The organism is Bradyrhizobium forestalis, from assembly GCF_002795245.1.
In the GTDB taxonomy this organism is placed as follows: domain Bacteria; phylum Pseudomonadota; class Alphaproteobacteria; order Rhizobiales; family Xanthobacteraceae; genus Bradyrhizobium; species Bradyrhizobium forestalis.
Genome location: NZ_PGVG01000003.1, coordinates 202,410 through 216,354, shown reverse-complemented (window position 1 = coordinate 216,354; position 13,945 = coordinate 202,410). Strand labels below are relative to the sequence as shown.

Genomic DNA, 13,945 nt, shown 5'->3' with positions numbered 1-13,945 from the left:
TCTATTCTCCCGCTTCGAGATAGCTGTGCGAGGCCGGCACCTGGTCGGCGAGCGACATCGGCCGATTGGGAACGGGAACGTGCAAGGGCTTGCCACCGAGCCCCGCCGGGCCGGCGCGCAGCAGCCGGTAGATGTAGTAAGTCCCGAACGAGAAGATGAAGGCATAGACCGCAACGAACAGGATCAGTGAAGCCGTCGCGGCGGCCGCGGTCAGAGACGGCGTCACGGCATCGGCGGTCCGCAATACGCCGTAGACCGTCCACGGCTGGCGGCCGACCTCCGCGGTGTACCAGCCCGTGAGGATGGCGATCCAGGGCAACGGAAAGCTGAGGAAGATGCCCCACAGCAGCAGTCGGCTGCGCTCGAGCCGATGCTTGAGCCCGAGCCAGGTCCCGAGCCAGGCCAGCCCCAGCATCACGAAGCCGCAGCCGACCATGATGCGGAAGGCGAAGAACGGGATCGCCACCGGCGGCCGGTCCTGCGGCGCGAAGCTGGTCAGGCCGACCTCCTTCGAGGTCAGGCTCATGCTGCCGATGATGCTCCCGAGCACCGGAATCGATAGCGCGTATCTGTTCGATTCGGTGGTCGAATCCGGGATCGCGATCAGCACCTCGGAGGCCGGCTGCTCGTCGTGCCAGCGCGCCTCGATCGCGGCGAACTTGGCCGGCTGATAGTCGTGGACGTAGTCGCCGACGAGATGTCCGATGAAGAGCTGCACCGGAAGCAGCACCGCCGCGAGCGCAAGGCCCATGCGCAGCATCACATGCGCCTCGGCCCGATAGGTCCGCCGCAGCAGATACCACGCGCCGGTCGCCGCCACGCAGAAGGCGCCGGTGAGATAGGACGCGAGCAGCATGTGCGGAAAGCGAACCCAGACCACCCGGTTGAAGATGATCTGCGCCCAATCGTCAGGCACGAACTGGCCGTTTTGCAGGACATAGCCGGTCGGCACCTGCATCCAGCTGTTGTTGACCATGATCCAGAACGCCGACAGCGTGGTTCCGAGCGCGACCATCGCGGTCGAGAACAGGTAGAACCAGGCCGGTACCCGGGGCCGTCCGAAGATGAGGATACCGAAGAAACCCGCCTCCAGCATGAAGGCGGTGAACGTCTCGTAGGACAGCAGCGGCCCCTGGATCGGCCCGGACATCTTCGAGAGCACGCTCCAGTTCGTTCCGAACTGGAACGCCATCACCACGCCCGATACAACGCCCATGCCGAAGGCGACGCCGAAGATCTTGAGCCAGAACTCGAACAGGGTCCGGTAGACGGGCCTGCCACTGTACTGGTGCATCGCTTCGAGCACGGTGAGCCAGGCGGCAAGCCCGATCGTGAACGCCGGGAAAATGATATGGAACGAGATGGTGAAGGCGAACTGCAGCCGCGAGAGGAGAAGCGCCGTCGGATCCATGGCAAGTCCTTTCTCCCTTCATGCCCGAATCGCGGCCGCCGGCGCACGTGCGGCCGGCTGCGGGATGTTGTCGACCTTGAGCACCTCCGCCGTCGCAGCGCGGATCTGGCGGCAGAAATCGGCGTCCTTGATCAGCGACACGCCATAGGACGGGATGATCTGCTTCAGCTTCGGCAGCCAGGAGCTTGCCGTGAGCTCACTGGCGAAGCACTTCTCCAGCACGCTGATGGCGATGAACGCCGCAGTCGAAGCTCCCGGCGAAGCGCCGAGAAGGGCGACCAGCGAATGATCGTCGGCGCCGACGAGCTCGGTGCCGAACTCGAGCAATCCGCCGCGCTTGACGTCGGGCTTGATGATCTGGACGCGCTGGCCCGCCACCTGCAATCTCCAATCCTTCGGATCGGCTTTCGGGAAATATTCGTCGAGTGCCGCCAGACGATGGCTCTCGGACTGCAACACCTGCCCGACCAGATACTCGGTGAGATCGAAATTATCGCGCGCCACCGAAAGCAGCGGCTTGACGTTCGCGGGACGGATCGACTCGAACAGGTCGAGCAGCGAGCCGTGCTTGAGGAACTTGCTCGAGAAGCCGGCATAGGGTCCGAACAGCAGCGAGCGTTCGCCGCCGATCACGCGGGTGTCGAGATGCGGCACCGACATCGGCGGCGAGCCGACCGCGGCCTTGCCGTAGACCTTGGCATGGTGACGCCGGTTGATCTCCGGATCGTCGCAGCGCAGCCAGATTCCGCTGACCGGAAAGCCGCCATAGCCGCGCCCTTCCGGAATCCCGGACTTCTCCAGCAACGGCAGCGCACCGCCGCCGGCACCGATGAAGACGAACTTGGCGCGGACGGACCTCGTCTCGCCGCTGTCGGTGTCGCGCACCTGGACGCGCCAGCGGCCGTCCGGCTCGCGAACGAGATCGGTGGCGCAGCTCTTGTAGTGCGCGGCGCAGCCCGGCTGGTCGACGAGATGATGGACCAGAAGATGGGTCAGTGAACCGTAATCGACATCGGTCCCCGTGATGATGCGCGTCGCCGCCACGGGATCGCCACTGGGCCGGCCCTCCATCACCAGCGGCGCCCATTCGGCGATCTTCGAGGGATCCTCGCTGTATTCCATGCCCTCATAACAATGATGGGCCGCCATCGCCTTGAACCGCTTCCTGAGGAAGGCGACGTTGTCGACACCGTGCACGAAGCTCATGTGCGGCACGGGATGAATGAAGGATCTGGGATCGGCGATCGCGCCGCGCGCGACGAGGTAGGACCAGAACTGCCGCGACAGGTCGAACTCGACATTGACCTCGAGCGCCTTCGAGATATCGACGCTGCCGTCGGGCCGCTGCGGCGTGTAGTTCATCTCGCAATTGGCCGCGTGGCCGGTGCCCGCATTGTTCCAGGCATCCGAGCTTTCGAGCGCGCAATCCTCGAGGGCCTCGAGCATCTGGATCGAGAGGGAGGGCTCCAGCTCCTTGAGAAGAACACCAAGGGTGGCGCTCATGATGCCTGCGCCAATGAGGACGACGTCGGATTCGGAAGTTCCTTGCATGGCAGTTCTCTGCGTTTGGTTGGTGGGCGATGGTTTGCTCTCAATGGGCTCGGTCAGGCCCGCGCCGGCTGCCGCGCCTTGGCGCGGAACGGCACGTCGGCCCCCGGCCGCAACACCACGTAGGCGCGGCACCACGACGAATCGTCCGTCAATTTCCAGCTGTGACCCGAACCTGCGGTATCTTCCGCCAGCAGGACATTGCCGGGGTGAATGAGGAAGTGGTGGCCGTCACGCGTCTGGAAATCGAGCGTGCCGCTGAGCGTGATCACGAGCTGGCGCACCGGCGCGGTGTGCCAGGAGAAGGCGCCGCCCGACTCGGTCTCCTGGAAGGAGACGCTGACGGCATCGATCTTTCCGGTGAGAACGTCGCCGCGCTGGCCGGCCTCCAGCTCTATGCCCCCTTCCTCGAAATACGAGTTGTTGTCCTGTCCGGTCCATAGACGTACGCAACGGATCATCGTTCTCTCCTTTCAGCCGGGCTGTTTCAGACGGCCTTGGCGCCGATTGCGAGTGGCACCTTGATCTCGGCGACATAGGGTCTGACCATCTTGGCGGGATCGACGATCCGGTCGAACTCCGGCTCGGTCACGAAGCCGAGCTTCAACGCCGCAGATCTCAGCGTGAGATCGTTATCCATCGCGTAATGCGCGATCCGCGATGCCTTGTCGTAGCCGATCACCGGCGCCAGCGCAGTCACCAGCATCAGCGACCTCTCCACATATTCCTGGATCTTCTTGTGGTTCGGCTCGGTGCCTTCGATCAGGAAGGTACGGAAGTTCGTGCAACCATCCGCGAGGATCGTGATGGACTGTGCGATGTTGTGAATGATCAGCGGCTTGTAGACGTTCATCTCGAGATAGCCGCCGGCGCCGCCGAAGCCGACGGCGACGTCGTTCGCCATCACCTGCACGGCGATCATCGCCAGCGCCTCCGCCTGCGTCGGGTTGACCTTGCCCGGCATGATCGACGAGCCCGGCTCGTTCTCGGGGATCAGCAATTCGGCAAAGCCCGCGCGCGGGCCGCAAGACATCAGGCGGATGTCGTTAGCGATCTTGTAGAGCGAGCCGGCAAGCGTGCGAAGCGTGCCGGACAGCTGCACCAGCGCATCGTGCGCGCCCTGCACGGCGAACTTGTTGGGGGCACTGACGAACGGCAGGCCGGTCAACCGCGCGATCTCGGCCGCGACGGCCGCCGCGAAGCCCGGCGCCGCATTGATCCCGGTGCCGACGGCCGTGCCGCCGAGCGCGAGCCGAAAGACGCCCTTGAGCGCATCGTCGATGCGCGTCAGATCGTCGGCGAGCATGCCGGCGTAACCCGACCACTCCTGCCCGAGCGTCAGCGGAGTGGCATCCTGCATGTGGGTGCGGCCGATCTTGACGATACCATCCCACTGGCTCGATTTTGCCGCGATCGCGTCATGCAGGGCCTCGACAGCGGGAACGAGGCGCTCCGTCACGTTCAGCGCGGCCGCGATGTACATGGCCGAGGGGAAGCTGTCGTTCGACGATTGCGACATGTTGACGTGATCGTTCGGATGAACCGGCAGCTTGCTGCCGAGCGCGGTGCCTGCAAGCTCGCAGCACCGGTTCGAGATCACCTCGTTCACGTTCATGTTGAACTGCGTTCCGCTACCGGTCATCCAGACGTGAAGCGGGAACATGTCGTGATGCTGGCCCGCGAGAATCTCGTCGCAGACGTGAATGATCAGCTTGTGGATCTTGCCGTCGAGACGACCGCCCGCGTAATTGGCGTTCGCGGCTGCCTTTTTCAGGATCGCATAGGACTGGATCATCTCGCGCGGCATGAGGTCCTTGCCGATGCTGAAATGTTCGAGCGAACGTTGCGTCTGCGCGCCCCAGAGCTTGTCCGCGGGAACGGATACCTCACCCAGGCTGTCTGTCTCTTTGCGAAGGTCGTTCATCCTTGCCTCTTGTGGCGTTGAAGTCGGAAAGCCATGCCGGTACTTGCTGGAGATGATACGTCGCGCACGGCGCGCCCACTTCCACGAACGAACGTCCCTTTGCCGAATGGCATGGTGCGACGGTGCACGGCGTGGGAGAATCACTCAGCGCGACTCTCGGCCGATCCGGTTCCGCCAGCACACCAGGAGCGCCCACGCCGACAAGGCGATCGGCACGGCAAGACTGCCCGCGCCCAGCCGCGTCGTCGCATAGCCGCCGACCGCCGCGCCGAACAGGAACATCAAGCAGAGCACCAGCATCGCTCCGCCCCCGCGCGAAGCGTCGCGATCGGATGTCGACACGAACTCGTCGATGGCGCGCAGCATGTTGCCGGTCACGGTGACGGAGAGATAGCTCCAGCGCTCGACGCGCCTGAAGCTGGCCGATTGCAGTGCGATACCAAAGGAGATTTCGAAGATGGCGATCGGATCAGGGATCCAATGCAGCAACAACATCGCTGCCGCGAGGCAGGCGATATGCGCAATGAGACAACGCAGCGGCGCCTGGATGCGGATCGCTACCCAGGCTCCGAGCAGAAAGCCTGCGATCGGCAGCAGATGGTGCGCCGCTTGCTGCCATCGCCCGGACAGGGCGTCGATGCCAAGGAAGACGACATTGCCGGTCTGCGAGCTCGCGAACACACCACCGAGCGAGAGCCAGGTGAAGGCATCGAGAAAGCCGCCCGAAGCGGTTAGCTGAGCCGCAACGAGGAGCGATCGTTCCGGACCATAAGCGGCGGCGCGCAGCTCCGCCGCTGGCTCCGGAGATGCGGCCTGCATCGCCATGCTGGCCGGCTCAAGGTCAGCTCCACGCGCGCGACGCAGCCTCGTCAGGCAGCAGAACGCGTCGCGGGTGCGTGAATACGCCGTATCCGTCATCGCGGGCAATCGCCACAAGCGTGATGCCGGCTTCCTTTGCGGTCTGGATGGCGAGCGCGGTCGGAGCGGATACGGCCACGACGACCGGCGCGCCCATCATCGCCGCTTTCTGCACCATCTCGACCGAGACGCGGCTCGTCAGGAGCACGGCGCCTTCGCAGGCCGAACCGCCGTCGCGGAGGATCGCACCCGCAAGCTTGTCGAGAGCATTGTGCCGGCCAACGTCCTCCCTGACCGGACCGATGCCGGTGCGAGGCGTCCAGAACGCCGCCGCATGAACAGATCGCGTGTGTTGATTCAATGTCTGAAGCGGAGACAGCGCCTGCATCGCGTTCAGCAGCTCCCTTGCGTGAAAGACGATGCTGCGGTCTTTCACCTGCGAGGGCGTGCGGCGCGCCTGTTCAAGGCTTTCGATGCCGCACAGCCCACACCCAACCGGACCGCTGATGGCGCGACGGCGGGCGGCCAGGGACGCCGCGCGGTCGCCATCGAGCCACATCCGCACCTCGACGCCGAGCTCGTTCGGGATCAGATCGATGCTCCTGATCTCGCTTCTTCGTCCGACAATGGCTTCGGTGAGGCTGAAGCCAATACCGAAATCCTCGAGATCAGCGGGCGTTCCCATCATTACCGCATGGGTCGAGCCGTTATAGGTGAGCGCGATGGCCGTCTCCTCGGCAATCAGCCGCGAGGTCGACCGCGTCTGACCGCCGCGCCAGGCAATCTCGGTGTGCCGCGTGAAAGTCGAAACCGTCATCATCATGGCTCACAGCCCAGCGCTTACGAATTCGGGCCGCTCCGCCCGGTCTCGTACAGGAACCAGATCCGCCGCTCTGTCTCGTCGATCCAGTTCTCCAGCAGGCTTGCGGTGGCGACATCGCCATATTCGTCGCAGAGCTCGTGGACCCGGCGCATTTCGCGTGTCAGCTGCTGATTGTCGCTGCGCAGCTCGGCCAGCATGTCCTGCGGATCGACATAATCCGCGTCGTTGTCGAGAATGCGCTGCTCGCGGGCGATGTGGCCGATCGAGCGCAGCGTGGTGCCGCCGATCTTGCGCGCGCGCTCGGCGATGTCGTCGGTCATGGCGAAGATCTGTTCGGCCTGCTCGTCGAGCAGGAGATGGTAGTCGCGGAAATGACTGCCCGATACGTGCCAATGGAAGTTCTTCGTCTTCAGGTACAGCGCGAAAACGTCGGCCAGCAATGCTCGGAGCGCGACCGGAACGTCGCGGTTCGCATTGGCTCCCAGATCCGTCGGGCTTTGCAGGTCTGCTTTGGTCATGGTCGGCATCCTTGTTGGAGAGTCGGAAATTTGTAGCCAGACGGCGCGCAACCGGTCTTTCCGTCTCGAAGGATCGTTCCCGGATTGCACGCCGACCGGCGCGTTGGCTCATTCGGTGGGCTTCATCCGCTCCCGTTGCGGCAGGGGCGAGATCGTTGCGAACACGCCATCGCGACGGACCAAGGCGTGGAACAGGGCTGCCGCCAGATGCAGCAGCACAAGGGCAAAGAACGCGAGGCCCAGATAGACATGGGTGTTCCAGAGCAGCGTATGCACGCGGTCGCTCTGCGGCAGCAACGCCGGAATTTCAATCCCGCCATACAAGACAACCGGATAGGCTGCGGCCCAAAGCATGCCGAGACCAAGCAACGGCATGACGATCATGAGGCCATAGAGCAGCAGATGCGATAATCGCGCTCCCAGCTTGATCGCCGGCGGAAGATCGGCCGGCAATGGCGGTGCGCCCAAATGAAGCCGCAGTGCCAGCCTGACCAGGACGAGTACGAGGAGCGCAACGCCGAGCGTCTTGTGGATCAGGATGAGCGGCAGGTATTCCGGCGTCACGGTGGACACCATGCCGACACCGATGAAGAGCATGGTGATGATGCAGAGCGCCATCAGCCAGTGCAGCAGCCGCTGGACCGGGGCGAAGCGATGCGGGACACTGCTCATGGCTTGGCAACCTCGCCTCTCGGATAGTCGCTGGCTTCGGCCGCGCGCAGGTCGTAGGATTTGCGGTAGACCGAGGAGCGCGCCGCTGGGAAGGGATCGTCCGACACCCGGATCCCCTGCGGCAACACGGTCGGATCAAAGTTGATGTCGCGGCAGGGCCCATCCCGCTCAGGTTCGATGCGCTGCACGACCAGCGTTCCGACCTGCACCTTGCGCCGGTTCTCCGGCCAGGCTCTGCTGGGATCAGCGGTCGGGTCGCCTGGATCGGCCAGAGTGGTGATCATGGTCCATCGTTGCGGCGCGGACTGCACCCGAGCCGTGATTTCCCGTTCGAGAAAATCCGGGCCGCGCTTTTCCAGCTCCGCCTGCGCGATGGAAGTTGGCTCCGCGGTGGGCACCAGCGACCACCGCACGGCACGCTCATCGCCCTTCGCGTTCGTGAAGACGAAACTGTTGAGACTGTTATACGGCTCTTCCGCGTAGCTCCCGGTCCAGGGCGCGGCCTTGGACCAGGCTGCGAAAGAGGCGAACTCCGGATTTGCGCGGGTGAACGCCTTCATCGCCTCCGGATCCTTCTTGCCGGCCGCAACCAGCAGGTCGTGAAACGCCTCGGGCGTGGACACCGCAAAGACTGGCGGGTTGATCATCGCCATGCGCCATTCCTCTCCGTCCGCCGCCGATATCTGGAGCCCCATGCCGCGCACGCGCACGGTCGCGTCCACCGCGTTGGGATCGGCCGTGCCGAGATTGAAACGACCCAGGACCGGATAGCGGCCCTGCACGAGCACCTTGGCGCGGGACAGCTCGACACCATTTCCGTTCGCTTCGAACATGCCGGTGAAGCAGATTCCCTTGGCATGATTCCGCCGGTGTCCGAGCGGCGGGCCGCTCGGAGGCGTCAACGCTGCAATCATGCGATCCGGCGTGAGACGCCCCGGCGCGAGCCACCCCGCCGTATATGCGAAGGCGGCAGCGCTGCCGCCAAGGACGGCGGCAATCAAAATGAGCCATCCAAGGCTCGAACGCTCTGGTCTACCCGGCTGATTCATCAAGTCCCCTCGCAGCGCGTCGGCCGCTCGGCGCTCGAACGCGCGCAGCCCTCCGCTCAATGACACCAGGCGAATTTAGCGGACCGCCGCTATGCCGATCTTCCCAAACGCACCGTCAATTTCGCGAAGGCACGGCCGATGCTCCGAAGTGAAAGACGCACACCCGTCGCGTACATCACCGACGTCGGGTCGTCATGGCCGGGATCCCATAGAGGTCTTGACGGGTCGCTCCGACACCTGCAGATGACACCTGTGCGTCATCGCTGGAGGATGCTGGCATGCCGGATGCATCGCGTGAGGCAAGCTTGCATCCGTCCCCACGCGCACGGAATAGCCGGACCAGATTGGACTAGCGTGCTATCCAGGGCCGTAATGGAGAGTTTCATGGTTGAAGACGCTCATTCGACAGTTCGGTCGCTCGATCCCCGCGGCAGGTGGTCCGAGCTGACGCAGGCGGAACGCAGCGCCGCCTATGACAACAACGCGGCCGTCAAGAACAGCCCGGCCCTGATCGCCGAGCGCAACGACGCTTCGGGGCGGATGCGGGGCACGCTGAAGTCCCATCTCGACCTGCCCTATGGCGAGCGGGCCAACAACAAGATCGACCTCTACCCGGCCGCGAATCTTGATGCGCCCTGCCTGGTGTTCCTGCACGGCGGCTATTGGCAGCGCAATTCGCGCGAATTGTTTGCCATGCTGGTCGAAGGCGTCGCCGCGCACGGCTGGTCGGTGGCCATCCCCGGCTATTCGCTGGCGCCCGAGGTGTCGCTGACCGATATCGTCGGCGAAATCCCGCACGCGCTCGACTGGCTCGCCGCGCATGGCGCGTCCTACGGCGTCGCCGGGCCGGTCGTGCTGTCGGGCTGGTCCGCCGGTGCCCACCTCGTCGCGATGGCGCTCGATCATCCGCGCGTCCATGCCGGGCTGGCGATATCAGGCGTCTATGATCTCGCGCCGATCCGCGATACCGGGCTCAACAATGCGCTGAAGCTGACGGATGCGGAAATCGCCGCGCTTTCACCGCTCCGCCTGCCCGTGACGCCAAAGCGCCTCGACATCGCCTATGGCAGCAACGAGCTGCCGGCTCTCGTCTGCGATTCAATCGACTTCCATGACAAGCGCGCGGCGGCAGGAGCGCCGGGCAAGCTCATCCCGGTCGAAGGGGCCGACCATTTCACCATTCTCGAGGCGCTGCGCCGGCCGGACGGCATTCTCGTGGACGCGGTTCGGCGGCTGCTGGACTAAAACTGCAAAAACAACCCCATGCACAGTAGAGATGCCGTTGTTTTCAAAGGCAATTTTTTGAAGACCGACCGACGCCGCCATAGCTTTGACTCGTCGGGCAAAACAGGAGCATAGTGCCATCATCGCACCGGCTGCCGCTCCTGCATCTCAATCCAGATTTGCTCGCCCGTGATCCGCACCGGATAAAGCCGTAGCGGCTGGCTCGGCCATCCTGCGGTGATTGCTCCATCGCGCAAATCGAACGATGCCGCATGGCGCGGGCAATGAAGCCGCCCCGCCGTCACCCGCCCCAAGGCCAGATCCGCCTGTTCGTGCGGGCACGCACGTGCGCACGCAACAACATCGCCCTCGTTCCAGATCACGAGCAGGTCGCGCCCGGCGACGCGAACGATCGTCTCCGCCTTCAGCCGGTCGAGATCGCAGACCGGAATCCACCCGGCCTGATCATCCACCGAGATAGGCCTTGCGCACATGCTCGTTCTCGATCAGCTCGGTGCCGGCGCCCGATAGCACGATACGGCCGTTCTCGAGCAGATAGGCGTGGTCGCACATCTCGAGCGCGGCGAAGGCGTTCTGCTCGACCAGCAGCACCGTGGTGCCGGCATCGCGAATGCCGCGGATGATCGCAAAGGTGCGCTCCACGATGTTGGGCGCAAGCCCGAGCGATGGCTCGTCGAACATGACCAGGCGCGGCCGCGACATCAGCGCGCGCCCAATCGCGAGCATCTGCTGCTCGCCGCCGGACAGCGTGCCCGCCGCCTGCCGGCGCCGCTCGGCGAGCCGCGGAAATTCCGCGTAGATGCGGTCGCGATCGGCCGCGATCTCGCCCGAACCACGACGGAGGTAAGCCCCCATGTCGAGATTTTCCTCGACGCTCATGTGCGGAAACACCCGCCGCCCTTCCGGACAATGCGCGATGCCGCTGGCCAGCACGCGCGGGGGCCGCGCGCCAGTGATGTCGATGCCCTCGAACTTCATCTGCCCGGAACGCGGCGGCACCAGGCCGGAGATCGCGCGCAGCGTCGTGCTTTTGCCGGCGCCGTTGGCGCCGATCAGCGCGACCAGCTGCCCGGCCTTCACGTCGAGCGAGATGCCGCGCAGCGCGGTGACGCCGCCATAGCCGCAGACCATGTCGCGGATCTCAAGCACGTCCCGCTCCATGTCCGAGATAGGCTTCGATCACGGCGGGATCGTTGCGGATGACGTCGGGTGTCCCCTCGGCGATGATACGGCCATAGTTGAGCACCACGATGCGGTCCGAGACCGTCATCACCATCGGCATGTCGTGCTCGACCAGCAGGATCGTGATGCCGCGGTCGCGGATGCTGCGGATCAGTTCGACAAACCGGTGCGTTTCCGAGGCGTTCATGCCGGAGACGGGCTCGTCGAGCAGCAGCATCGACGGCTCCGCCGCCAGCGCCAGCGCGACGCCGACAAGGCGCTGCTCGCCATAGGACAGCGAGCCAGCAGCATCGTGCGCGCGCCGTTCGAGACCGACCCATTCGAGCAGCTCGCTCGCGCGCTGTCGCAGCCCGCGCTCCGAGGCGCGCGCACCCGGAAAGCCGAGGATGGCGTCGATCAGCCGCACCCGGCCCTGACGATGCAGGCCGATCAGGAGGTTGTCGTAGACGGTGTCGTTGGGGAATACGCTGGTGCGCTGGAAAGTGCGGATCAGTCCGAGGTCCGCAATCTCGTGCGGCTTCAACCCGGCGAGCGCAGTGTTGCGATAAGTCACGCGGCCCGCGCTCGGCGTCAGGAAGCCGGTCATGACGTTGAAGGCCGTCGTCTTGCCGGCGCCATTCGGCCCGATCAGGCTGACGATCTCACCCTCGCCGACCGTAAAGCTCATGTCGGAGATCGCGACCAGCCCGCCAAAGCGGACCGCGACCTGGTCGATGGTCATGGCGATGCTGCGCGCCGTCATCACGCCGGCTCCTTGGCAGCGGTCTCGGCCAGAGCAACGGGCGCCAGCGCCGTCGCCCCGCTCCGGCGCCGGGTGAACCGCTGCGCCAGCGACGGCACGATGCCACGCGGCAGCACGAACAGGATGGCGATCAGCACGCCGCCGTAGGCGATCCACTGCGCCTCCGGCGCCATCACTGGACGCAACGCCACCGGCAGCAGCCCGAAGATCAGGCCGCCGACGACGGGCCCGGTCAGCGAGCCCTTGCCGCCGCTGATGACCATGATCACCATGGTGACGGTGTTGATGAAGGCGAACACTTCGGGATCGATGATCCGGATGTAGTGCGCATAGAGGCTGCCGGCCGCGCCGGCGATGGCAGCCGAGATCACCGCCGCAATCGTCAGCGTCCTGGTCACGTCGATGCCGACGGAAACGGCGAGCGTCTCATTCTCCATCAACCCGCGCATGGAGCGGCCGAAATGCGAGTGAACCAGGCGCGCGATCAGGAGATAGGCGATGAGCGCGACGACGAGAACGAGGTAGTAGTTCTGCATCTTGGTGCGCAGCGTCAGTTCACCAATACCGGGCAATGGGAGCGCGATGGAGGGAATGTTGGTCAGCGCCAGCGGCCCCTGCGTCAGCTCGACCCAGTTCAGCGCGACCAGCCGGACCACCTCGGCAAAGGAGATCGTCACGATGACGAAATAGGCGCCGCGGACGCGGAACGAGAGAAGGCCGACGAAATAGCCGCACAATCCGGCGATCAGGATCGCGAGCACGAAGCCTGCGATCGGCGGCCAAGGCGCATGGACCAGACGAAAACCTCCGGGCAGGCCGATGTCGAAGCCGAGCGACGTCAGCGCGCTGACATAGGCACCGATGCCGAAGAAGGCGATATGGCCGAGGCTGAGCTGGCCGGTGAAGCCGAGCAGCAGGTTGAGGCTCATGGCACCGATGACGAAGATCCCGGTCGTGATCAGCGCGTTCAGCAGATAGGGATCGCGCAGCCAGAGCGGCACCGAGGCAAGCGCTGCGACAGCGAGGATGGTGATGATCGCCCTCATCCGACGCGCTCCGCGCGTGCGAACAGGCCGGTCGGCCGGAAGATCAGGACCGCGATGATGATGAGGAAGCCCATGGCGTCGCGGTAGCCCGACGAGACGTAGCCGGCGCCGAGCTCCTCGGCCAGCGCCAGGATGAAGCCCCCGATCACCGCGCCGGTGATGTTGCCGAGACCGCCGAGGATGACGATGGCGAAGGCCTTGACGGCGGCCAGATCCCCCATCTGCGGGAAGATCACATAGACCGGCCCGAGCAGCGCGCCGGCGGCGGCGGCCAGGCTGGAGCCGATCGCGAAGGTCGAGGTGTAGATCATGTCGACATTGACGCCCATCAGCGAGGCCGTGTCGTGATCCTGGAACGTCGCCCGCATCGCGCGGCCGAGACTGGTCTTGTTGATCAGCAGATACGTCACCAGGATCAACATTGCGGCCGCCGCGAGCACGAACAGGCGCAACCAGGAGACCGACACCGGCCCGAGCACCAGCGGCGCCTCGGGGAATGGCGTTGCCACCGATTTGGCGACGCCGCCCCAGATCCACAGCGCGCCCGACTGCATCGCGATCCAGGCGCCGATCATGACCAGCATCGTGGTGTCGATGTCGGAGCCGCGCAGCGGCCGCAGCAAGGTCAGCTCGATGGCCGCCCCGAGAAGCCATCCGGCCAGCACGGCCACCGGCAGCGCGAGGAAGAAGTTCAGCCCGAGCTGCTGCACCACGATGAACATGATGTAGGCGCCGAAAGTGTAGAGCACGCCATGCGTGAAGTTCACCACGTTCATGATGCCGAAGATCAAGGTCAGCCCGATGCCCAGCAGCGCATAGGTGCCGCCGAGCACGAGCATGTTGACCAGATGCTGGAGAAATTCGCTCAAGGCTGTTCCCGAATGACTCGTAATAAGTTGCGGCTATCGCATATGACAGTGGAAGACT

At 64.7% G+C, this 13,945-nt stretch carries 15 protein-coding genes; 1 reads left to right on the top strand and 14 read right to left on the bottom strand.

Annotated features, from left to right (window positions below):
* Window position 1: 1 nt before the first annotated feature.
* From CVM73_RS05385 to CVM73_RS05345, 9 genes are all read right to left on the bottom strand, one after another.
* Complete coding sequence (locus CVM73_RS05385) at window positions 2–1,411, bottom strand: cytochrome ubiquinol oxidase subunit I (protein WP_100230966.1); 1,410 nt, start codon at window positions 1,409–1,411, stop codon at window positions 2–4.
* Window positions 1,412–1,429: 18 nt separating this feature from the next.
* Window positions 1,430–3,007 carry a malate dehydrogenase (quinone) gene (gene mqo, locus CVM73_RS05380; RefSeq protein WP_283809890.1) on the bottom strand — a complete coding sequence of 526 codons (1,578 nt, stop codon included), beginning with the start codon at window positions 3,005–3,007 and terminating at the stop codon, window positions 1,430–1,432.
* 8 nt (window positions 3,008–3,015) lie between these two features.
* Window positions 3,016–3,420 (bottom strand): cupin domain-containing protein, encoded by a 405-nt coding sequence (locus CVM73_RS05375; RefSeq protein ID WP_100230964.1) that lies wholly within the window; start codon window positions 3,418–3,420, stop codon window positions 3,016–3,018.
* Between the two features lie 26 nt (window positions 3,421–3,446).
* Window positions 3,447–4,883, bottom strand: a complete 1,437-nt coding sequence (gene fumC / locus CVM73_RS05370) for a class II fumarate hydratase (protein ID WP_100230963.1) — start codon at window positions 4,881–4,883, stop codon at window positions 3,447–3,449.
* Between the two features lie 144 nt (window positions 4,884–5,027).
* Entirely contained in the window at window positions 5,028–5,708 is a 681-nt protein-coding gene (locus tag CVM73_RS05365) for a YoaK family protein (RefSeq protein WP_100230962.1), read from the bottom strand.
* Between the two features lie 16 nt (window positions 5,709–5,724).
* Complete coding sequence (gene fdhD / locus CVM73_RS05360; protein ID WP_100231132.1) at window positions 5,725–6,561, bottom strand: formate dehydrogenase accessory sulfurtransferase FdhD; 837 nt, start codon at window positions 6,559–6,561, stop codon at window positions 5,725–5,727.
* Window positions 6,562–6,581: 20 nt separating this feature from the next.
* Window positions 6,582–7,082 (bottom strand): Dps family protein, encoded by a 501-nt coding sequence (locus CVM73_RS05355; RefSeq protein WP_167406663.1) that lies wholly within the window; start codon window positions 7,080–7,082, stop codon window positions 6,582–6,584.
* Window positions 7,083–7,190: 108 nt separating this feature from the next.
* Window positions 7,191–7,754 (bottom strand): cytochrome b, encoded by a 564-nt coding sequence (locus tag CVM73_RS05350; RefSeq protein WP_100230960.1) that lies wholly within the window; start codon window positions 7,752–7,754, stop codon window positions 7,191–7,193.
* The gene (locus CVM73_RS05345) at window positions 7,751–8,803 is read right to left on the bottom strand and encodes a catalase family peroxidase (protein ID WP_100230959.1); all 1,053 of its coding nucleotides are present in this window, start codon (window positions 8,801–8,803) and stop codon (window positions 7,751–7,753) included. Before CVM73_RS05345 ends, CVM73_RS05350 begins: the two co-directional genes overlap by 4 nt.
* Before the next feature lie 384 nt (window positions 8,804–9,187).
* Here CVM73_RS05345 and CVM73_RS05340 point away from each other — a divergent pair, with 384 nt between their 5' ends.
* Window positions 9,188–10,048, top strand: a complete 861-nt coding sequence (locus CVM73_RS05340) for an alpha/beta hydrolase (RefSeq protein WP_100231131.1) — start codon at window positions 9,188–9,190, stop codon at window positions 10,046–10,048.
* A 119-nt stretch (window positions 10,049–10,167) separates the two neighbouring features.
* Here the strand turns inward: CVM73_RS05340 and CVM73_RS05335 are convergent, their stop codons facing one another.
* The 5 genes from CVM73_RS05335 to CVM73_RS05315 are packed head-to-tail and all read right to left on the bottom strand — an operon-like array spanning window position 10,168 to window position 13,887.
* Window positions 10,168–10,500, bottom strand: coding sequence for a Rieske (2Fe-2S) protein (locus CVM73_RS05335; RefSeq protein WP_430641286.1), 333 nt, complete (start codon window positions 10,498–10,500; stop codon window positions 10,168–10,170).
* Window positions 10,493–11,197 carry an ABC transporter ATP-binding protein gene (locus CVM73_RS05330; protein ID WP_167406645.1) on the bottom strand — a complete coding sequence of 235 codons (705 nt, stop codon included), beginning with the start codon at window positions 11,195–11,197 and terminating at the stop codon, window positions 10,493–10,495. Before CVM73_RS05330 ends, CVM73_RS05335 begins: the two co-directional genes overlap by 8 nt.
* Window positions 11,190–11,972, bottom strand: coding sequence for an ABC transporter ATP-binding protein (locus tag CVM73_RS05325; RefSeq protein ID WP_167406644.1), 783 nt, complete (start codon window positions 11,970–11,972; stop codon window positions 11,190–11,192). Before CVM73_RS05325 ends, CVM73_RS05330 begins: the two co-directional genes overlap by 8 nt.
* On the bottom strand, window positions 11,972–13,018 hold the full coding sequence (locus CVM73_RS05320; RefSeq protein WP_100230955.1) for a branched-chain amino acid ABC transporter permease: 1,047 nt from the start codon (window positions 13,016–13,018) through the stop codon (window positions 11,972–11,974). The genes CVM73_RS05325 and CVM73_RS05320 overlap by 1 nt, the downstream gene beginning before the upstream one ends.
* Window positions 13,015–13,887, bottom strand: a complete 873-nt coding sequence (locus CVM73_RS05315; protein WP_167406643.1) for a branched-chain amino acid ABC transporter permease — start codon at window positions 13,885–13,887, stop codon at window positions 13,015–13,017. Before CVM73_RS05315 ends, CVM73_RS05320 begins: the two co-directional genes overlap by 4 nt.
* Between the last annotated feature and the right edge of the window lie 58 nt (window positions 13,888–13,945).